The 21259-nt window shown below is 30.6% G+C and carries 25 protein-coding genes and 1 tRNA gene; 11 read left to right on the top strand and 15 right to left on the bottom strand.

Going from position 1 to position 21259, the window contains the following annotated elements; all coding sequences use genetic code 11:
• Positions 1-50: 50 nt before the first annotated feature.
• The 5 genes from ABD771_RS13045 to ABD771_RS13025 form a co-directional block, all read right to left on the bottom strand.
• On the bottom strand, positions 51-395 hold the full coding sequence (locus ABD771_RS13045; RefSeq protein ID WP_345095273.1) for a hypothetical protein: 345 nt from the start codon (positions 393-395) through the stop codon (positions 51-53).
• A gap of 179 nt (positions 396-574) precedes the next feature.
• Positions 575-1321 (bottom strand): hypothetical protein, encoded by a 747-nt coding sequence (locus tag ABD771_RS13040; RefSeq protein WP_345095271.1) that lies wholly within the window; start codon positions 1319-1321, stop codon positions 575-577.
• Positions 1322-1337: 16 nt separating this feature from the next.
• A complete protein-coding gene (locus ABD771_RS13035; protein WP_345095269.1) occupies positions 1338-1745 on the bottom strand; it encodes a hypothetical protein in 408 nt (135 codons plus the stop codon).
• An 86-nt stretch (positions 1746-1831) separates the two neighbouring features.
• The gene (locus ABD771_RS13030) at positions 1832-2254 is read right to left on the bottom strand and encodes a lipocalin family protein (RefSeq protein ID WP_345095267.1); all 423 of its coding nucleotides are present in this window, start codon (positions 2252-2254) and stop codon (positions 1832-1834) included.
• A gap of 24 nt (positions 2255-2278) precedes the next feature.
• Positions 2279-2782 carry a hypothetical protein gene (locus ABD771_RS13025; RefSeq protein WP_345095265.1) on the bottom strand — a complete coding sequence of 168 codons (504 nt, stop codon included), beginning with the start codon at positions 2780-2782 and terminating at the stop codon, positions 2279-2281.
• A gap of 339 nt (positions 2783-3121) precedes the next feature.
• Here ABD771_RS13025 and ABD771_RS13020 point away from each other — a divergent pair, with 339 nt between their 5' ends.
• Together ABD771_RS13020 and ABD771_RS13015 are read left to right on the top strand one after the other, a co-directional pair.
• Positions 3122-3358, top strand: a complete 237-nt coding sequence (locus ABD771_RS13020; RefSeq protein ID WP_345095263.1) for a helix-turn-helix domain-containing protein — start codon at positions 3122-3124, stop codon at positions 3356-3358.
• Positions 3359-3486: 128 nt separating this feature from the next.
• Positions 3487-4020, top strand: coding sequence for a hypothetical protein (locus tag ABD771_RS13015; protein WP_345095261.1), 534 nt, complete (start codon positions 3487-3489; stop codon positions 4018-4020).
• A gap of 56 nt (positions 4021-4076) precedes the next feature.
• Here ABD771_RS13015 and ABD771_RS13010 read toward each other — a convergent pair whose 3' ends face one another.
• Complete coding sequence (locus ABD771_RS13010; protein ID WP_345095259.1) at positions 4077-5279, bottom strand: phage integrase SAM-like domain-containing protein; 1203 nt, start codon at positions 5277-5279, stop codon at positions 4077-4079.
• A 264-nt stretch (positions 5280-5543) separates the two neighbouring features.
• Between ABD771_RS13010 and ABD771_RS13005 the strand changes: the two genes are divergently transcribed.
• A tRNA-Ile gene (locus ABD771_RS13005) sits at positions 5544-5617 on the top strand.
• Between the two features lie 163 nt (positions 5618-5780).
• On the opposite strand, the gene ABD771_RS13000 is transcribed toward ABD771_RS13005, so the two are convergent.
• The 7 genes from ABD771_RS13000 to ABD771_RS12970 form a co-directional block, all read right to left on the bottom strand.
• Complete coding sequence (locus ABD771_RS13000; protein ID WP_345095257.1) at positions 5781-6308, bottom strand: hypothetical protein; 528 nt, start codon at positions 6306-6308, stop codon at positions 5781-5783.
• Entirely contained in the window at positions 6289-7176 is an 888-nt protein-coding gene (locus tag ABD771_RS12995) for a hypothetical protein (protein ID WP_345095255.1), read from the bottom strand. Before ABD771_RS12995 ends, ABD771_RS13000 begins: the two co-directional genes overlap by 20 nt.
• 14 nt (positions 7177-7190) lie before the next feature.
• Complete coding sequence (locus tag ABD771_RS12990; RefSeq protein ID WP_345095253.1) at positions 7191-8012, bottom strand: abortive infection family protein; 822 nt, start codon at positions 8010-8012, stop codon at positions 7191-7193.
• A gap of 273 nt (positions 8013-8285) precedes the next feature.
• The gene (locus ABD771_RS12985) at positions 8286-11465 is read right to left on the bottom strand and encodes a type I restriction endonuclease subunit R (RefSeq protein ID WP_345095250.1); all 3180 of its coding nucleotides are present in this window, start codon (positions 11463-11465) and stop codon (positions 8286-8288) included.
• A complete protein-coding gene (locus tag ABD771_RS12980; RefSeq protein WP_345095248.1) occupies positions 11465-12682 on the bottom strand; it encodes a restriction endonuclease subunit S in 1218 nt (405 codons plus the stop codon). Before ABD771_RS12980 ends, ABD771_RS12985 begins: the two co-directional genes overlap by 1 nt.
• Entirely contained in the window at positions 12679-14187 is a 1509-nt protein-coding gene (locus tag ABD771_RS12975) for a type I restriction-modification system subunit M (protein WP_345095246.1), read from the bottom strand. The genes ABD771_RS12980 and ABD771_RS12975 overlap by 4 nt, the downstream gene beginning before the upstream one ends.
• Positions 14188-14196: 9 nt before the next feature.
• Positions 14197-14400: a helix-turn-helix transcriptional regulator gene (locus ABD771_RS12970; protein ID WP_345095244.1), complete on the bottom strand. Its 204-nt coding sequence runs from the start codon at positions 14398-14400 to the stop codon at positions 14197-14199.
• Between the two features lie 221 nt (positions 14401-14621).
• On the opposite strand from ABD771_RS12970, the gene ABD771_RS12965 reads away from it, so the two are divergent.
• The 7 genes from ABD771_RS12965 (at position 14622) to ABD771_RS12935 (ending at position 18981) form a co-directional block, all read left to right on the top strand.
• Positions 14622-14900 (top strand): hypothetical protein, encoded by a 279-nt coding sequence (locus ABD771_RS12965; RefSeq protein WP_345095242.1) that lies wholly within the window; start codon positions 14622-14624, stop codon positions 14898-14900.
• A gap of 191 nt (positions 14901-15091) precedes the next feature.
• On the top strand, positions 15092-15736 hold the full coding sequence (locus ABD771_RS12960; RefSeq protein WP_345095239.1) for a recombinase family protein: 645 nt from the start codon (positions 15092-15094) through the stop codon (positions 15734-15736).
• A 587-nt stretch (positions 15737-16323) separates the two neighbouring features.
• Positions 16324-16854, top strand: a complete 531-nt coding sequence (locus ABD771_RS12955; protein ID WP_345095237.1) for a hypothetical protein — start codon at positions 16324-16326, stop codon at positions 16852-16854.
• Positions 16855-16872: 18 nt separating this feature from the next.
• Positions 16873-17376, top strand: coding sequence for a hypothetical protein (locus ABD771_RS12950; protein ID WP_345095235.1), 504 nt, complete (start codon positions 16873-16875; stop codon positions 17374-17376).
• A 5-nt stretch (positions 17377-17381) separates the two neighbouring features.
• On the top strand, positions 17382-18032 hold the full coding sequence (locus ABD771_RS12945) for a hypothetical protein (RefSeq protein ID WP_345095233.1): 651 nt from the start codon (positions 17382-17384) through the stop codon (positions 18030-18032).
• Between the two features lie 12 nt (positions 18033-18044).
• The gene (locus ABD771_RS12940; RefSeq protein ID WP_345095231.1) at positions 18045-18335 is read left to right on the top strand and encodes a hypothetical protein; all 291 of its coding nucleotides are present in this window, start codon (positions 18045-18047) and stop codon (positions 18333-18335) included.
• A 10-nt stretch (positions 18336-18345) separates the two neighbouring features.
• Positions 18346-18981 carry a hypothetical protein gene (locus ABD771_RS12935; protein ID WP_345095229.1) on the top strand — a complete coding sequence of 212 codons (636 nt, stop codon included), beginning with the start codon at positions 18346-18348 and terminating at the stop codon, positions 18979-18981.
• A gap of 17 nt (positions 18982-18998) precedes the next feature.
• On the opposite strand, the gene ABD771_RS12930 is transcribed toward ABD771_RS12935, so the two are convergent.
• Both ABD771_RS12930 and ABD771_RS12925 read right to left on the bottom strand, forming a co-directional pair.
• Positions 18999-19457: a hypothetical protein gene (locus ABD771_RS12930; protein ID WP_345095227.1), complete on the bottom strand. Its 459-nt coding sequence runs from the start codon at positions 19455-19457 to the stop codon at positions 18999-19001.
• Positions 19458-19585: 128 nt separating this feature from the next.
• Positions 19586-20191 (bottom strand): hypothetical protein, encoded by a 606-nt coding sequence (locus ABD771_RS12925; RefSeq protein ID WP_345095225.1) that lies wholly within the window; start codon positions 20189-20191, stop codon positions 19586-19588.
• A 267-nt stretch (positions 20192-20458) separates the two neighbouring features.
• Here ABD771_RS12925 and ABD771_RS12920 point away from each other — a divergent pair, with 267 nt between their 5' ends.
• Positions 20459-21214 (top strand): hypothetical protein, encoded by a 756-nt coding sequence (locus ABD771_RS12920; RefSeq protein ID WP_345095223.1) that lies wholly within the window; start codon positions 20459-20461, stop codon positions 21212-21214.
• Positions 21215-21259: the final 45 nt, after the last annotated feature.

The raw sequence follows: 21259 nt of genomic DNA, 5'->3' as shown, positions 1-21259 counted from the left end.
AAAAGGAGCCTCATTTCTGAAGCTCCTTACATATGTTTCTTTTTAGAGAATTAGTGCACTAAATCGTGCTGCACAACATTAGATTCAATAATGTTATCCTCATCACTGACATATTCATATCTGTGATTTAGTTGAATGATTTCACCTGTTTCTGTCACAGTGTAATCATAAGGATCTGTTTCAACTTTCTTTACTACTCCACTGATTTTCTCTCCAATTAATCCAGAACAAGTTTGTTCATCGAATGTAGTTGGAACAGTTGCAGTTCTTGCAGTAAAATAAGTTCTACCTGTTTGCTGACTTTTAACAGCTTCTAAACCACCTTGTACCACAAGGCAGTAAAAATTTTCTCCATTCTCTTTCTCGAATGTTTTGTAATCTACGATTCTTACCATAGTTTTTGTTTTTTATAGATTAGACATAGCGGAAAAACCCACATTATGAAATATTTGACAAGCTGATAAATCAACTTAACAATTTCACGAGTACGGGTACATCCCAAAACTTAAAAAAGGTCGGGGCATGATGTTGGGTTAGTGTATTCTTACTTTTTTTTAAAAAGTTTGAAAAAAAATTAGAAAACATTTTTTGATACATAATTGGTTAAAAAATCAAAAGCCTCTGAGTCTTCGTTGTCGTCCAAGAAAATTAAATTTATACTTGTTCCATTTTCAAATACTCGTCTTAATGCATATTTCTCAATAATAGGATCATATACCAAAACAAAAATTGCCATCGGTTTGAAGCTTTTAACGTAAAGAATAAATTCTTTTGCAATTGCTAAGTTATTTCCAGATTCATCTTTAACATTTTCAAAGTCATTATATAAAATTTCAAAAAATGTGTTAATTTCATCCAAACGACATGTTATCTTATCTATATAAAATTTATACCCATTTAATCTATAAGTTCCATAGCTACTTTCACCCAGAATAAAATTATATTTCTTTTCAAGGAAAATCTTGAAAATTTTTTCAACAACGTTTTTTTCCTCAGCAAGAGAAATCATCAATCCTTTAGAAATTTGTAAACGAAATTCAGATTCTTCTAAAAAATCTTTTGCTGTTTCACTAGAAAAACAAAAGCTATAAAACATTGAACTTATTCTAAATTTAGTTTGCTCTATCTTTTCCTCTGATGAAATTTGTAAATCATTTTTTTTAATTGAAATTGTATCTTCTAAATTTGTGCTTTCATTATTATTAATTAAGCTTTTAATTTTTTCACTAACCAAACCTATGAAAACACCAACTACTGAAAATATAACAGCAGTTAAAACTAATATTCCTAAGAATTCTGGAATCGTGTTTGGTTTACTCATAATTAAATTGTTTTATTTATAATCGTTCCGCTGAACCACAAATAATTCCATCTGAATTATAAACATTTACAAAATCTATTCCCGTTGAAGGTAATAGTGAGTTTATCCAAACGTTTGCAAATTCAGTTGCCTCAATTATATTTATGTAATTTTCTGTATAAATATTTAATACATTCTCATTTATTGTGGCTTTAAGTATTCCTTCTTGATCTTCTAACTGTTTTACAAACAATTTTCTAGCATCATTAATAATATTTTGCTTTGACAATTCTTGATTAACCATTGTTTGAAAATAAATGTCAGCTAATTTTTTATTATTTAATTTTCTTTCTCGATCAATAGTATCTCGAGCTTCTCCTTCTTTGATTGCAGCTATAACAAAATAAGTTACAATTAATCCCAATGTTATAAATATTATTGTCATAGATATTTTTAAATTATTTTATTTATTTAATATAAATCCTTTTGTAAAAACAAACAACTATAAATTCTAATGTTGAATATTGTAATTTAATTTATTCTCTTATAGGTTTTTATTATACTACCGTTGTATGTACTTGTAACTAAAGTAGTGGAGTTTAAAGTTAAAACCGTACTGTTAAATGATGATATTGAAGATGTTATTTTTTTTATTGTTGTTCCGTCAAACGTATAATTATTTGGATATACATGAACGGTACAAGGAGAAGGTATATTGTCATTATGATTCTCTACCATCGTATTATTAGCAAAATATTCCAATGAATTTCTATGACACCCAGTTGGATTGTAATCATCATGTATTACACCATTTTGTGTTGTTGAGAAAAATTCCCATTTACCTATTAATAAGTCTGAATTACTAGTTTGAGAATTTTCATTATGGCTACAAGAATAAAATGTTAGTAGAAATAATATAAATAGTTTTGAACCAATTTTTTTTTTAGTTTTCATGTTTTTAAATTTTATATTGAAGTTTTATTTTTTAAATATATCATCAATTTCATTATTAGCGGATTTTCCGTCTAATAAGTCTTTGAATCCTCTTAACATATCTAAATTAGTGAATGTTATAAATATAGAATATGAATTGTATGGTTTGATTTCAATTTTAAAAGATCCATCCGATTCACCATAAAAAATCATAGTCATTTCTTCTGCAAATTCATCTACATAACCATGAAACTTAAAACTTTCTTTTTCCATGGTTTTAAATCGACAAACTTCTTTTTGGAAAGTTTTATAATAGGAATTATTTAACTCAATCCATTTTAATGATGTTTTTACACCATCCTTTAATGTCTTAAGACTGGTAGGACCTAATCTATATGCTTTATTAAGTGTAAAATTTCCAGACCAAGAGTTTTTATTGTATGTTTCAATAAACGTACTATTAGTGCCAACAGCTACGGTTATTTTATCTTGTGCTTGAGTTGTTAATAATCCAAATAGAATAACAATTAATGCTAATTTTATTTTCATGTATCATTTTATTAAAAAAGTAAAATCTTTTAATATTAAAATTTTACCCTTTTAAATTTTTTTTGTTAATTTTTTATTGATAAAGACCTGCTAAAAGAAGAATTATCCATCCTATTACTAATAAATAACCAAGGGGCCCAGCTTTACCTCCTAATAATTGTAAAGGCCAAAGCGGTCCAGCTATAAAAGCAATAATTATATATATAATAAAAGCTACTATTAACATTTTTTATTTTATTTATGGTTTTTAGTTTACGTATTGTTAACAAATTTATAAATTTAAATAATATAAGCAAATATGCCTATCTAATAATTAGTTTATTCATCGAATTTTATTTCGTGGATAAACAGGATAAAAAAAGAATATTAATTTCCTTTGGAAATAAACTCAGAGAGCTAAGACTTTCAAAAGGTTTTACTCAAGAACAGCTTGCAAATGAACTTGGAGTAGAAATATCTCAAATTAGTAGAATAGAGAGAGGGATAATTAATACCTCAATTACTAACTTATATGCAATTTCTATTGTCTTAAAGATAGAAATTTGTGAATTGCTTCCTCCACATACAAAGGATTAATTTTTCTTTTTAAAATATTTTTTTCATCATTTAAATTGATTTATAATTGTTATTAATAATTATTTTTTGTTTTTGTAGAAACACTGCAATAATATAACTTACTATTGCAGTCTATTTACAAAAACATTATGCCAGTTAATTTAAATGCTTTAATTCGTTACAAGACTATTGATGAATGTCTATCAAATCCTAATATAAAATGTAATATTGATTTACTAATTGATAGATGTTCTGAAAAACTAGCTGAATATCAAGGTGTATATTCAGGTATATCCGAACGGACTATTAGAAATGACATTAGAATTCTAAGAAGTGATATTTTAGGGTTTAACGCTCCAATTATAGTTGAAGATGGCATTTATAGTTATGAAGATATAAATTTTACTATTTTTGGTAGACCTATTAAAGAATTAAATTTGTTAATTGAAGTTCAAAAATTAATTGTTGAAAATATTGATTATTTTGACAATAAAAACAATAAAGTGTTTGAAATTCTTGTTGAATTATCTAAAATTACACAAATTGAATTACCTGAAAAATCTAAAGGAATTGATGGAAAAATATTTCCCTATCGTGTAAATCACTCTCCTATTCAAGAATATAATAATAACATGAATTGGAGTGTGATTTTTGAAACATTACAATTTTCTAATTCTTTTTAGATATTTTCCAATTTAGTAAGTAACTTCTATTTATGTAATTCTACCAAGAGAAATAATTAAATTATTGATTTTATTATATTTTCATTCATCATATCTATAATATCGTTATCAAACATTTCAAGATAAATACCTGTTACAGAATTTCCATATTCATGTCCAAGAGCTTCTGCAATTAAGTCTTTACTATAGCCAAGTTGCTTGCCAATGTTTGCATAAGAATATCTAAATACGTAGGTAGTTATTGGAGTTTCTATCTCAACTAATTTGCTGATTTTTTTAAGTTTCTTATTAAGTTTCTTTCTAAAGTCTGCATATTGTTTTATCTCTACAAGAGTTACTTTATTAAAATGTTCCATTAGATTTCCAAACAAATACTGTGTATCATCTTTAAATTCATTAATTAATTCTTGTACTTGAGGCAGCATCTTAACACTATACATTTTACCAGTTTTTGCTCTCTTATAAATGATTCTATCATTATGAAGATTAGATTTTTTAAGTAAAAGTAAATCTGTAAGGTTAATTCCTCTTAACATAAAAATCAATTTTCCTATACACCAAGATTTATATAGCTTGTTATTATTATCTATATTATAAGCAAAGTATTTTTGCATCTCTATTATTGATATAGTTCTAGGAGTAGTTTTCTCTTTCTTTATTTTATATTTTCTAAAAGGATACCATTCAAGGGTTGCAACATTATACAATATAGCACGATTACATATAGCTCTGAAAGTTCTCATGTACACAGCAATTCCATTTACTGAAACACCTCTTTTTAATAAAGTAGTTTCTATAATAATCAAGTCTTTATAACTCACTTGTGAGAACATGCAATTGCAGTCAATAATCTTTGATATAACTGAAAGTGTAGTTATATAGGATTTTGCAGTTCCTGTACGATTACTGTCTAAAAGTTGCTGTATTACTTCTTTCCAAAACTCCTCTATGGTAGTCAATTCAGCAGGTTTTTGTAATACATACCTTTTAAGTATATTGATGTCAAATGTTGAATTAATATTTTCTTTTAGAAATTCTCTAATTCTTTTAGAGTACTTTTCTTTTTGCTCTTCAATATTAAAGTTTGCATCCATATTACCTAAAATAAGTTGCTTCTTTTCATCAAAAAGATTTTTATGAATACTGTAGTTGGTTTTGATGTCAAAGTACCTATCCTTGTGGCGTATTCTTAATACCACTGGAAATGTTTCATTTTTCTTTCTTCTGCGCTGATCAAGTACAATTTTAATAGTTGCCATAATTTAAAATATGTAGCACTTGAGTACATAAAAAAGTGTACACGGTATTTGCACTATTTTTACACTATTAAGGTCATTTTTGACCTGTAAGCATAACTTATGCAAATCTGACGAAAGTTGAAATGATGGAGTTTTACACTTAAAAGAGTTAAATATAACTACTCTAAACCTCTATTAATCACTTGTAAAGTCTCTATTAGTAAGGAATTTTAGAAAACACTTGCAATAAATTAAAAATAGTAGTAATATTGCAACCTCATAACCGGTCCTATAGCTCAGTTGGTTAGAGCACCTGACTCATAATCAGGTGGTCCTTGGTTCGAGCCCAAGTGGGACCACTAATAAAATCAAAGGTTTCAAGATTAATTTCTTGGAACCTTTTTTAATTTGCAATATTTCTGCAAGATTCTCGTTCCAATATATCATTAAACTATGTTGATTTATCCTCTTTATAATTATAATTAGGTCTATCCAATTCGTTAAAGATGTAGTTACTTAAATCTAATTATTATCGTTTTTATTTAACTCAAGGTTTATTTCTGATAGATTAAATAGAGTCTGCATAATATCCCACATCGCAACAGTTGTGGTAATAAAAAGTGTCAAATTAATTGTTTCAGGTAGTCTAAGATATTCTACTCTCCATCCAAATGGATTTGTAATTTCTTTTGCAATTGAAAAGCTAATAATTAATAAAATAGAGTAGAAAATTAGCCATATATCACCTTTTATTTCTCCAAAACCACTTATAAGACTCAAATACATTTGTTCCTTTTTATCTTTACTAAGTTTTTTATGACTATCAATTTTAGACTTTATATCAGATACCATAGAGAGTCCGAAAGTATATATTGTCAAAGCAAACCCTATTAAAACCCCAAAATATGTGAATAAATTGCTTGTTTTAAAAATTTCAAAAGATGATATTTTAGTTTCCCGTACTAAGTAATTAGATATGAAACCTATAAATAATACAAGTATAAAATTGAATAATTTTCTAAAATTACTATTATTCTTCATCTGTTTCATCTTCTCGGTTTTCTAATCTGTGAATGGAATTCAGCTTGTCTTTAATATTTTGTAATTCATCATCTGAATATTTTTCATTTTTTTTCCTCTTAATGTATGTTTTTGATGTATCAGATTCAGAAGTTTTTGTTTCTCGGATACCGTTACGTTTGAATTTAAGTAAATATTTCCCCCCAACTTCTCTAACATAATCAATATAATCTCCCAATGTCTCTTTCATTATTTTTAGACGACCTTCCTTATTCTTAAACGAAATATCTAAAATTTCATTATTAGTTGCTTCCTTTATCTGTTGTAGTACATCTCTCGTGTCTGAATTGCCAAACAAAGCCATATTAGGAGCATTCATAACAAGTGACAACTCGTAAATTTCTTCTGCCGTTTCAACATAGTTCCAAAACTTTTTACTTGATACTAGTGGATATATATTTACTACATAGTCATATTTTATCATCTGACTTCTAAAAAATTCTGCTAGAAAATTTACGGAACTTTCTATTTGTTGAAATACAGAGACATTTCTCTCGACCAAAATTATTTGGTTGGTGGTGTCAATTATAAGATATACATACTTAGCTTCTTTTATTCCTTTTATTTCAATATCATTATCACCTTCAACATAAATATTTTCATTGGACTCACGAGCAAATTTTATGATAAAAATATCATCCTTGTCTTGAAAACTATAAAATAAAAATCGTTTGTTACCCTTTATCCATTCTGATTTAACATTACTAGCAAGGTTTTTAATAACGCCTTTCATTAATGCCTCTTTACTTTCATTAAGTTCCTGAATTATTGTAATCTGCTCACTTACAGGAGTGACTAAATACCGGTAAGCAAAAAATGGTGACCTTTTATCTATCATATTCTAAGATATTTTCAAAATGGTAAATCATTCCATTCTGTTTGTTCTATTTCTTTGGTTTTTTGTATCCTTAGTTCCAATGAATCAATGAATTTGATTGTATTTGAAACATTATTAAAAATCAATAAACTTTCTTGGTAATTTAAGACTGGATTATCGTGAGCAAAACTTTTATTGTTTCTTATGTCATTAAATGATTCTATTATATTGATAGAGTATTTTAATATTTTCTCTGACATCTTTGATTCAATGTATTCATTTTCAATTAAGAATTTTATATACTTTCCAAAAATTCCATTTAATGATTCCGATTTTTCAAATGAAATTTGATGTTTAACGCAAAGCTCTCTCAGATAACGAAATGTAAAGGTGTGAAGTCTATCCAAAGCCACTTCCGGTTCATTTTTTTCAATACTTTCTTTTATTGATTTTGCTAGTAATTTGAAGTCCCTATCATCTACGTTTGGTTTAATAGAGTCTATATTATCAACAATATTTTCTTGTTTTAATCTTTCCGCTATCCTTAAACATTCTTTGTATAATTTTTCATCATCTCTTGGGTCAATTTCTCCAATATGAACTTTTGAAATCCAATATTCACAAAAAGCGAAAAGTAATTTACCAAATGTGTAATTAGATTCAACTTTAATAAACTGCCTTAAGCGATTTGCTTTTGAATTTGAAGAAAAATGATACTTTTTATCGTTTATATCAAGACCGGTTGATTCGCCAACAAACTCTTGAAAAGTTCTATCTGAAAAGTCTATTACATAGCCACTTTTCATACCTAAAAACTTTTCAATATAATCACGCTCTGAATAGTTTAAGTCCGCCATTTAATTTATTTTTTTGATGCTTACATAAATTGAAAAAAAAATCAAATTTTTCTATTTACTTTTTTTTCAAAAAAATTATCTTTTTAAAAAATTACTTTCTAGCATAACTTATTAATAGGTCATTAATTTATTTATACATTGAAATTAATTACTTCTTCTAATTATAAAATATTACTTCTACTTAATCAATTTATAAATCAATAACTTATTAATGTTTTTACTAATTAAAATAGTGCTATACTGGGGTTATTAGGCTCAATTCGCTCTAATGTGTTACGGCTCCGCAACCATTCCTAAATTATCCCCATTCAACGTATAAGTTGAAGTCCCTGAAAAATCATTGGCTAATAGTTTTGCTTGTTCTATAACCGTCTCTGTTGCCTTCAACTCCATATCCGGTGGATAACCGTGCTTACGAAGTATTTTCTTAACGGCAATTCTCATTTTGGCTTGCACATTTTCTCGTACCGTCCAATCAATAGATGTATTGCTTCTAACGGTATCAACTAATTCACGTGCTATATGCCTAAGGATATCATCTCCCAATACCGCTACTGAACTATCATTAACTTCCAAGGCTGAATAGAAGGCATACTCTCTAAAATCAAGTCCTAAATCTTCTCCTCGTCTATCTGCCTCTTTTATCTCTTTGGCAAGTCGTATCATCTCATCTATAACCTGTGCGGAGGTAATTAAATTGTTTTGATAATTCTTTACAGAACTATCCAACATCTCTGAGAATTTTTTTGCTTGTACCAAATTTACTTTGGTTCTTGTTTTAATCTCTCCTTTCAATAATTTCTTTAATAATTCTAACGCTAAATTTTTATGGGTCATTCCTTTAACCTCTGCCAAAAATTCATCTGAAAGTATTGAAATATCAGGTTTTTTTATTCCGGCCGCATCAAAAATATCAATCACTTCATCGGATACTATGGCATCAGATAGTATTTGTTTGATTGCGGTATCTATCTCCTCATCTGTCTTACCTCTTTCACTTTGGGTAACCTTTACAATCCTTGTCTTTATGGCTTGAAATAATCCAACTTCATCCCGGATATCCATTGTATAAGGATGGGGGACTGAAATGGCAAATGATTTAGTAAGTTCGGTTACCGCATTTATAAATCTCTCTTTCCCATTTTCCAATCCCAGCACATAATTAGCACCTTGAATGGGGAAGTAAAGTTTTTCCTTTGGAGACATAGTGAAAAACGATTTATAATCAAATCCTTTTTTAACTAATTTATCCAAGGGTTGTTCGGAGAACATTTGAGAAACGATTTCATATTTACCCATCATTACCGATGCGGCTTCATCTTGGTCAAAGGCAGGTTTTCCTTTACCACCACTATCGGTATATAATGCCAAGGCACGTTTCAAATCGTTTGCAATACCGATATAATCAACGACTAATCCTCCTTCTTTATCTTTATATACTCTATTGACCCTTGCGATGGCTTGCATCAAATTATGACCTTGCATTGGTTTATCAATATACAAGGTGTGCATTGATGGAGCATCAAATCCCGTGAGCCACATATCTCTAACAATGGCAATCTTTAATTTGTCTTTGGGGTCTTTAATTCGTTCTCCCAAAGCCTTTCTTTTTGCCTTGTTTCTAACGTGAGGTTGGAAACTTAATGGGTCAGAAGATGAACCGGTCATTACTACTTTGATTGAACCATCTGCATCGTCGTCACTATGCCATTCAGGTCTTAGTTTTATAATTTGAGCATATAAATCAACGCAGATTCTTCGGCTCATACACACAATCATTGCCTTACCATCAAGAATCTCATTACGTGATTCAAAGTGTTTCACGATATCATTGGCAATCAATTCCAATCGGTGTTCGTTACCAACTATAGCTTCTAATCTTGCCCATTTGGATTTTAGCTTTTGTTTTTCGGTGAGTTCTTCACTTTCGGTGAGTTCTTCAAACTCGGCATCTACTCTTGGCTTTTCCTCTTCTTTAAGGTTAATTTTCGCCAATCTATTCTCATAGAAGATTCTAACGGTAGCACCATCTTCCACGGCTTGTTGAATATCATACACGTCAATATAATCTCCAAACACGGCTTGGGTGTTCTTGTCGGTATTGGCAATCGGGGTACCTGTAAAACCTATAAAGGAAGCATTGGGTAACGCATCTCTCATATGTTTTGCGAATCCGTCCATAAAGTCGTATTGACTTCTATGAGCTTCATCGGCAATCACAACAATATTTCTTCTGTCTGATAATTGCTCAAATTGTCCTTTGATGTTTTTGGTTTTTCCTTCTCCAACATCCACTTTATCTACAACTTCAGGAAGGAATTTTTGGATGGTAGTAAAAACGATTCCCCCTGACGAAACACTTAATTTTTTTTTCAGGTCGTCACGATTCTCTGCTTGCACCGGTGTTTGACGGAGTAAGTCCTGACTTTGAGAAAAAGTATCAAACAATTGGTCGTCTAAGTCGTTTCTATCCGTTAAAATAACAAGTGTTGGGTTGTTTAATGCCAATACCAATTTACCGGCATAAAATACCATACTCAACGACTTTCCGCTTCCCTGTGTGTGCCAAATAACACCGGCTCTTTGGTCTCCTTTTTCGGAGGTAGCCAGTTTGGTTGTTTCCACCGCTTTATTAACTGCGAAGTATTGGTGGTAACGTGGGACTATTTTGGTAATTTGCTCTTTGTTCTGATGGAAAATTATGTAGTTACGGATAAGGTCGGGTAACACATTTTTATTCAACATCCCTTTTGCTAATACTTCCATTTGGGGGATATTCTCATCAGCAACTAATTTTCCATCTATGGATTTCCAAGGCACAAAAAATTGCTTTGGAGAGGTTAAGGAACCATACAATGCCTCCCAACCATCAGAGATGATTAACAGGGCGTTATATTGAAATAAAGACGAAATAGTTTGTTTGTATGTTTGTAATTGGTTGAAAGCTGAACTTATGGTTGCGTTTTCATCCACCGCATTTTTTAGTTCAATAACCACCAAAGGAAGCCCGTTGATAAACAAGATTAAGTCCGGACGTTTATTTACGTTGTTTTCTATGATGGTAAATTGATTCACCACTAAAAACTCGTTATTGGTTGGATTCTCGTAATCCATCAACCATACTTTGTCTCCAACGATTCTATCTCCCTTTCTGTATTCTACATCCACACCATCGGTGAGGTACTTATGAACCTGATAATTATTTTGGAATAGATTAGGACTATCGGTTCTCAATAATTTCTTTACTGCCTCCTCTTGTGCCTCGTAAGGAACATTCGGGTTTAGTTGAGCAATGGCTGAGTGTAACCTATTTTTTAACACCACTTCGTTAAACTCACGTTCTTGAGCTGTACCCTCAGGTGAAATATCTGCGCCATTCACATAGGAATATCCTAAGTCAATGAACTCTTGAATAATAACTTGCTCTATATGGTCTTCTGAGATAACTGCCATTAGTTGTTGATTTCGTTAATTTCTAATTCACCAGAAATAAGTTTTGGTAAAAGTGTATCTCTTAAATTGATTAGATATTTTAGTTCCGATTTATTAGTAAAAATCATCTTTAAAATATTTTCTTGAATAGAACTAAAATCAGAAACTATATTCTCTATTGGTAACGATATTAAATATTCAAAAATTTTAGACTTATCTGTATGAGGAATTGCTGCACCAGTAGTGTTATTTCTAATATCTTGTTCTTTGTATTTTAAGAATTGATACAAAAGATTATTGTTTATTCCATTTGATTTAATTATCGCTAACGTAGAACCAAGAATTCCATTAAAACCTATTTCAATTCTTCCTGAACTTGCACCATCCATAACAATTATTATGTCATCTTTTTCACAAATTACCATTTTTTCAGGTCTTGCGTACATTGATTTACCTGAGTCTAAAGTTTCAATCAATATTTGAGGTAAAGTGTTCTCAATTTCTCTATCAAAAACTTCGGGGGGTTTTTTCCCCTTAATGAACTTGATAAAATTAACTAACCTTTCAACTTTCCACCCCTTCGGAATCTCACCCAACTCACTATCCACCATCTCACCACCGGAAGATTTATAAGGTTCTCCGTTTTCGTTGGGGAAATCAAAATCAATAAACCACTGCTTAAACAGGGTTTGTGCCAGTGTTTCTAACTCTTGGTTGATTTTGTTGTTGAGTTCTATTTTATCGTCAAGAGAAGATAGAATTTCTGCAATGGCTGTTTGGGTTGGGAGTTCGGGGATTGAGAATTTTAATTTCTTAACTACACTTCCTGAAATTTCAGCAAAAGTAGTTCCGGTACCAAGTGTTTTTATTCTTTCAATATTAGATTTTATAAGATAATAAATAAAATTGTAATCGGCTTTTTCAGGATTTACTATTAAACTTTTGAAACCTTGATTCGTACAAACTTCATTTTCTGCAATAGCAAGATAACCAATAGGTGCTCTTGAAGTTAAAAGTATTGAGTTTTTGGGTAATATTCTTGCTGAGGAGTTTTTTAATCCTAATTCTGTTATGTTTCTTTCTCCTCTTGAAATAAAACGATTTTTATGATTTGTAAGGTCACGAGGTGTTATCCACGAAATTTCACCTCCATAATAAGAATCTTCTTTGGTTGAAGGAGTCCCTCCACCTATAACTTCACAAAAATCTTCTATTTTATACTCCTTCCACTCACTCATAACTCAATCCCCACTTTTTTAAGGTTAAGTTTAATGCGTTCTTGCAATTCAATAGATTGCTCAAAATGAGATTTAAGGTTCTCAGATATCACAGCAACTTTATCTTCAAATGAAACTCCATCATCTTCTATGTCTTCAGTACCCACGTATCGTCCGGGAGTTAAGACAAAGTTGTTCTCTTCAACTTCTTTTAATGTAGCTGATTTACAGAATCCTTGTATATCCTCGTATTTCCCGTCTTTGTTTCTCCAATTGTGATATACCTCTGCAATTTTAGTTATATCCTCATCATTGAATGCTTTGTTCTTACGGGTTACCAATGAACCAAACTTTCTGGCATCAATAAATAGAATTTCATCTTTACGATTTCTTAGTTTGCCGTTCGTTCTATTGCGTGCCAAAAACCATAAACAAGCCGGAATCTGAGTATTGAAGAATAATTGAGTTGGAAGGGCAACCATACAATCTACCACACCATCCAAAATCATATTTTTTCTAATCTCATTTTCCCCACCTGAATTGGAAGTCATAGAACCATTAGCAAGTACAATTCCGGCAACACCATTAGGACTTAGTTTGTTTATCACCAATTGTAACCATCCATAGTTGGCATTACTTGAAGGTGGTACTCCATACTTCCACATATGAGAATCCTGTAAAGACTCGGCACCATAATCAGAGATATTGAAAGGTGGATTCATTATGGCGTAATCAACCTGAAGGTCTTTGTGTCGGTCATTATGGAAGGTATCACCTAATTCAATCTTGGCATCAATACCACGAATGGCAAGGTTCATTTTAGCTAATCGGTAAGTAGTTGGGTTGCTCTCTTGCCCATATACCGATATATCATCTAATCTACCTCCGTGAGCATCAATAAACTTTTCACTTTGAACGAACATCCCCCCTGAACCACAACATCCGTCATAAATTCGTCCATTATAAGGTTCTAACATCTCAACCAACAATTTCACAATACTTTCAGGTGTATAGAACTGACCCCCTCGTTTTCCTTCAGCATCGGCAAACATTCCTAAAAAGTATTCATACACACGACCTAAAAGGTCTTTGCTCTTTTGACCCGGTTCATTAAATCCTATGTTACCAATCAGGTCAATCAATTCACCCAATCGTTTTTTATCTAAGGCTGGACGTGCATAATCTTTTGGAAGAACTCCTTTAAGGTTGGGGTTTTCCTTTTCAATGGCATCCATCGCATCATCAATATCCTTGCCGATTGTTGGAAGTTTGGCTCTTTCATATTGTAGATATTTCCATCGTGCAGTTGGTGGGACGAAAAATACGTTCTCTGCCAAGTACTCGTCCTTATCTTCCGGGTCGGATAATTTATCTTCCAGTAATTTGGAATGTAACTCTTCAAAACTATCAGAGATGTACTTTAAAAATATTAAACCTAAAACGATGTGCTTATATTCGGCCGCATCCATATTGTTGCGGAGTTTATCTGCGGTTGCCCAAAGGGTCTTTTCTAAATCTTGAATCATTCGGGTTACTTAGTTTTCTATGATTAAATCGGCAATTTTAACTTTCAATGTTTTCGCAATCACACCAAGGGTTTCAATACTCGGCATAGTTTGGTTACTACACCAATAGGACATTGTGACCTTAGACACTCCTATTTGATTAGCGAGGTCTTTTTGGTGAATCTTTTTTTCTTTGATTACTTCTTTAAGTCGGAGTTCAACAGCCATTTCCATTTATGTTAAGTCGTAAAGTTAAGGTAAAATTTTAACTTAACGAAACGGACTACAACTAATGTTAAAATGGGTGTGTGTAGAAAATATGCTACTCCTTTATTCACAGCGGTTAGAAAGATTTTAAAAAAAATTAAAAAAATTTTCATTGCCCGTTTGACTCTTAATTTTTTTTCAATTATTCTTTTTCAAGAGTTAGAAGTTTAATTTAAAAAAATGGAAAAATGAAAACAAAAGAAAAGAAAGAAGTAAAAGAAATGAAATTCAAAATGAGATTTGATGCGTGGAAGGAAATCAAAATAATCATTATAGATGAAGAAAAATTCAAAGAAAGTTGTGAGGAGTTCTTTGAGGATGAAGAAAGAGAAATTGATTTCTATGATTTAGAAGATTCCTACTTTGAGGATTGTGTTGAAATTGAACACGGAGAAATAGAATGGGATGATGAGGATAGAGAAGAGTACGAAGAAATAATGGGTGAATATATTTCACAGATAATGTAAAAATGGTTTGGGTTAAACTGAATCAACTATTTATATTTAGTTTCGGTGAATATTAATTTAACCCCATCTCAAATCTTATTTTGTTTCAAATTAATTAGTGTATCAAAAAAATAGATTTCACCCGCGCCGACCTATTGACTTTTCGCTGTATGTTAGCCAATAAGTAATTCAAAGGATAAAATTGAGACAATATGATAAAAGCAGTTATTTATTCACGAGTGTCTTCAGAAGGTAATCGTCAGGACACCGAAAGACAAACAAAAGAACTTATTGAATATGCCAACAAAATGGGTTATGAACTCGTTGGGGTGTATGAAGAAAAAGTAAGTGGTTATAAGAAAAATGAAGACCGCCCTGTTTTCTCAAAAATGTTGGAGGTGATAGAAAGAGGAAACATAGATAAAGTATTGGTATGGGAACTCTCACGCATCGGGAGGTCAGTTATCCAATCATTACAGAACATCCAACTCCTGACCGACAAGAAAGTATCTATTTATATCAAGAACTTCAACTTAGAGACATTGAACGATGATAAAACTCCAAATTCATTATCTATGTTTATGGTGCAGATATTATTTTCTGTTGCCAATATGGAATCACAACTAACTAAAAGCAGGATGATTTCAGGTTATCGTAATCACATCAAGAATGGTGGGAAGGTTGGAAGAAAATCAGGGTCAATAGAAACAGAAGGAGAAACCATTCAAAAACATACAGATATAGTTAAACTATTGAAGAAGAAATTAACCATAAGACAGATAGCCGGATTAACTAATAAATCAACAAATACGGTATTAAAAGTTAAAGGCATAAGCGAAAAATTAATGATGATATGATTACCTCACCAACACCACCTTCAAAGACATTGTCTATTGCCAATCACCTTCTTAATAAATCGGTTAAGAAGAAGTTTGGCAATGAAATCACTATCCGGATTAATTCATTGAAATTTATGGATAATCGGTTGGGGGTAACATCATATATATCACCGAAGTTTATGACCGAAGAAATCAACTTGAAGTCATCAAAGAGGATGAGTTTAAACTTTATCAAACTCATCAATGAATTTCTGTTTCATCAACTCAATAATATTTTACTAATGGTTGAAGCTGATGAGTATAAAGAAGTCACAAGCATCAGATTAGTAGTGGTTTAGGTGGGGTTGCTTTACTCAAATATTTTAAGTACATTTGACCCTAAATCCTTTTAGGAGGGTTGTTTTTTATCGGTATTACAACTAGCGTTTGCTATATTTTCCGCTCTTGAAAGGTCGAAACTTCAAAACGAAACGGGAATGTATAAGACAATCGCTCACGATATGGCGTGAGCAGTTCTATTACATTTGTTTCGTAGGTATTCGACCACCTCCAAGAGCATTTAATAGCAATCTGTCTCACGCTAGTTTATTATATTGATTCTACAAGTGAGACATAGTAGAGCTAATTTAACAGAAATGGCTGAAAATAAGTTACTCACAAGTGAAAATTCTCTTGAAAAATTAAAGTTTTATAATAGTGGTGATGTGTTGTTTCATTCCCCGGCCGGAATGACATTTTGGAATCACAAAGGATTTAAAATTAATTTCTATCTGCAAGAAGACCACATACTTTGTAATTATGACGGAATGGACTTTCAATTCGAAATTTGGAGTGGAAGTGATGCATTTAATTCATTTATTAAGCATTTTATAATTATTAAAAATGATGAAATAAAAATTGTTTTCAAAGATTCCATACCGAAAGTTGTAAAAAATACTTGGGCTAAAATTGGTGTTGATTACGATAAAATAAAGAATGCTGAAGAGACATTGGAATTTTACAAAAAAATGTTCAATTCGAGAAAGTTTTTTATTTCTAAAAAATATCTTCCTTTTAAAAATCAAATTATTGAATTCTTGAATGATAATTATTCAAATCAATTAGATGATGATTATTTGCCTAGTAAGAATAAATAAAAACTACACAGACCATTTATGAAAAATAACAACCTATTAAAATCATTCATTAAGGAACAAGGTTCTTTAATGTTTGTGATAAAAAGAAATGACTTCAAATACTATCTGTCAATAGTATTGGTGTTTTTGAGTGTTATGTTGTCGTTAAGAAGTTTGTATGTTGTAGAAAACTTTCACATAGACAAAGACCAAACTCAGTTCATTTTATGGCTTTTAGTTACTTTTTTACTCCCTTTTTTATTGTATTTTGAGTATTATAAAAGTCAAAAAGAACAATTTTTAATTTTAAGTATTGATGCCTTGGAACAATTCTATTTTTGGCATAAAAAAGAAAACCGAAAAGAAGCTAAGTATTTAAATTTAAACGAATACGGCATAATTTCTATCTCTTTGAAAGGAGATAATGAAATCATTTTATTAACTGAAAAAGAGCTTCCTTGGGGGAAGCGTAAGATAGTAATATCAGATGAATTCAAGGACAGAAAAGAGCAAGTATTAGAATTCTTAAAACTAATTTACTAAAAGGGATGATGCGATTAAAACCAATAATAATTTCCGTTTTACTAATCATTTGTTTCAGTTGCAAAAATAACACTAAAGATGATGTTGGAACATCTTTTAATAATGAAGGCAACGAAGAAAAATCAATTTGTGCCTCTTGTGGAAAAGAAACAAACTGGGGTGATGCTTATTATTGGACATATAACGAAAATATGTCACCACAAGATAAATTATCTATTCTTCAAATAGGAACCACTGAAAATTTTTCCGATGAAAATGGAGAAATCCATAAAGGTATAGGTTCTGAAATGCCATATTATAATAATGGAAAATATATAAAAGGTGTGTTTTGTTCCTATCAATGTGCCCAAAATGATTCTAATAGAAACAACCCTCAAAATTCAACTCCGGAATATGTTGAATCAAATAATACTGAGGAATGTAGAACTTGTGGTAAAATTTTAAATATACCTACATCAAGAAATTGCACTTGGTGTAATAAGGTATTTGATGGTTGGTCCCCCAACGAACACTCTTGCACTTATGTCATTGAATGTTCCGCAAAAGATGATTCTGAACGTGATTTTCAATTTAATATTCATAATGGTTGTGATTGGAAAGTTGAAGACAGACATTTTTGTAGTTTAAAGTGCGTTAGTGAGTATAACAATAGATAAAAGATGAATAATATGAAAAAATTGAATTTATTAAAATTGAATATAGAATTGTTTTTAAGATGGATAGCATTATTATATGGTTATGTATTTTCATTTTTTGCTCTTTTTCAAATAATTTGGATTTATACCGCCAATAATGTTTATGATAAACTTAAAATTAGCATTCCTGATTATGGTTCGTTAGGAATAATAATATTTATTGTTAAAATTTTTTTACCGATACTAATTAGCATATTCTTTTTAGTTGCAACAAGAAATTTTAAAGAGATTAAAAAATTAATTGAAGAAAATAAAAAATTATGAAAAAGAAAATATGAAAAAAACAATCCTACTTCTACTATTCATTTTCTCTATTAACTTTGTTTTTGCAGATTCACCCCTGACTTCAACAGATTTTGGAAATGCCTATTTGGATATACCTATCGTTCAAAAAGCTTTCGTTTCAAAAGGGAGTATAACAAACGAAATGATGGACTACATTGACGATGATGCCAACCCATTAGATATAAAATTGGCTATTATCAACTCGCTTGGGTGGGAACACAAAGGAGTTGTGTTAAGCAAGATTTTCTTGATGTATGTGATGAAGAAGAAAAACTATCAATCTGAATATAACAATGACTACTTGGCGTTTAAATATTATGCCACACGAGATGAGTTGATATGCTATGCCTATATGAAGGCATTAGATAATTATTTTGATGTTGTTGAGGCATTTGAAATTGCCGGAGACGCTTTACGAAAATCTCCTGATAGTTTTGCGGTGAATATGATTTACAATCTTATCAAATGTCAAGGATTAACAGCGTTTGGAGAGTATTGTTATGCAAGTCAATTGTTTCTATCATTAAAAGTTAATCCAAAATTAAAGATGGATATGAGGAAAGAATCTATGGGTTATGTGCTTGAATATATGACCTCCATTGGAGAGAATTGTAAAGACAAATAAATTACAAGACCACAGACCTAAAAAATCTGTGGTTTTTTTCTTTTTAATTCACCGAATACTTCTACACCCGAGTTGTAATCAAAAAGTTTTAAAAAGTACCTGTTTAAGAGTTCATAATCGTTTATTCCTACTGCTATTGATTCCGGAAAAGGCTTAATCTTTTTTATCCGGGTTTTAAGGTCTAATACATTGAGTTCTTTAATTGGCTCAAATGCGAGATAAATTATCGTTGTATCAGGGGTTTCCTGAAATTTGTAAAAGCCATTAAGGATATTTTGGAACCATTCCCGATTGGTGAGTTTGCCAACTGCACTTTTTGAGTTTGTAAGTTTTTGATAGAATTTGGATATTGACCGGTTATATTTATAAAAATCCTCGGTTTTATAGGTTAGAACAACAAGAACGAAATTTATATTTGTTTTGTCTTTTTGGTATTTTTCTAACCTAACTTTAATACTTTCTTCCTTTTTATTCATTGATTAACGGTTATGTTTTAATTGAGGGATTATGTTTTTTAACCTAGTAAGTTATATTTTGGGGTTATTATTAAAAATATACTATAAAAACCCAGCAAAAAAGGGTGCTTATGGTACAGGTAAAACGTTTATTTACAGGCCTTTTTAGCTAATAAATGTTGTTCTATAACCTCAATTTCTCCCTCATCATTAAATTTTATAAGTTCAACCGGTAAAAAGGGTATTTGTTGAAGTTCTGCAACATTTACCAATTCGTTAAGTGCCTCTATCCGTTCGTCAGTAAATGGATTTTTATCGTAGTAAATCAGAATTGTTTCAAACAAATCAATTTCGTCTATGATAAACATTCCCCCCTCCTCATTTATTAAATTATGAAAGAAGTGAAAGATTAGATTAGGGTACAATGACCCGGGGGGAAATGATATCTCTACTTTGAAAAAAGTTTTTGTGTCTATTAGTTTAGATTTGTTTTCATCCAAAACAAGTTTGAGTCCATCTATGCTGTAGTATTTTTTTATTTTTTGTTCGTCATCAGGTGTTATGGTAACCTTCCAATGTCTGAGATGGATAGGGAAATCAATACCACTATTGTATATATTCAATAACTCCAAGTGCTTAAAGAAATCAAAACAATTTTTTGATTCATCCGGATAATTACACATATCCAAAATTTCTATGTTACCATCTTCGTCATATTGTATGTTGAACCCATATAAATCTGTAATTGTTACCATAATATCTCTTTCATAATAAATAGTTCATACACTATAAAAGTTCAAGTATTTTCAAATTTTATGGCAAAATTTTTTTTGTGATAGTGGGATTTTATTTTTTGAAGCGGGTATGTTTTATGAAAGGGATTAACATTTGATATTGAACTCTACACCCGGCAGGAAGGAAGGGGGGGATACTTCCATTGATTTATACCCCCCCCCGGGAGGGCTATATTTTGAAATAAAAGTTATAATGCATATCTTTGTTACATAATTATGTAACCATAAATGAAAACCATTGCCTCGTCTCTGAAAATGATAATTAATAGTTTGGAAAGTTTCCAAACACTAAGTCCATTTGATTACGACTCTTTCATTTCTCATTATAACCGTTTTTTTTCAACTTATAAGGAAATAATTGATAATTACGATAATTCTAAAATAAATGTTGAAAAGGAAAACTATTTAAAAGACCCATACTTTGCTTTGTATATTATTGATAACAAAGCAAAAGTGAAATGTATAACGGCTAAGGTTAAATGGGTTTTTCCGATTAATGGTGAATTTAAAAAATTAAAGTATCAATCAGTACATATTGGTACCACCAAACAACTTGGTACTGATATTGAATCTGCTGACTTATTAAACATTGCAAAAATTAGAATTAGGGAGTATTTTAATGAAAAATCTCCGAATACCCCCGTTGATTTGGAAATGTTAAAATCAAATATGGAAATAGGTGAGTTATCTGAAAAGTTAAGAAGGTATAAAGACAGAATTATAGCTGAACTTAACCCCACTTTTTATATATCGAAAGTATCTAATAAGTCAAGTTACAAATCAATTGTCGCAAATATTAAATGGGGGTTTCCATATCCGGGCAGAACGATAAATCCAAGATATATCTCTTTTTACATTGGTTCTGAAAATGAAATATCAGAGGACATAAAAAGTGCGGATTTTATAAATAAAATTAAACCCAAAGTGTTAGAATATTTGCATAAAAACCTATATTCAGGGAGTAATTACAATATTAAGAAATAGTTAAGTAATAAATTTATTTACTAATGCACTTGCGTACTTTATAAA

The organism is Flavobacterium chungnamense, from assembly GCF_039539165.1.
In the GTDB taxonomy this organism is placed as follows: domain Bacteria; phylum Bacteroidota; class Bacteroidia; order Flavobacteriales; family Flavobacteriaceae; genus Flavobacterium; species Flavobacterium chungnamense.
This window is presented reverse-complemented; position numbering and strand designations above follow the sequence as displayed.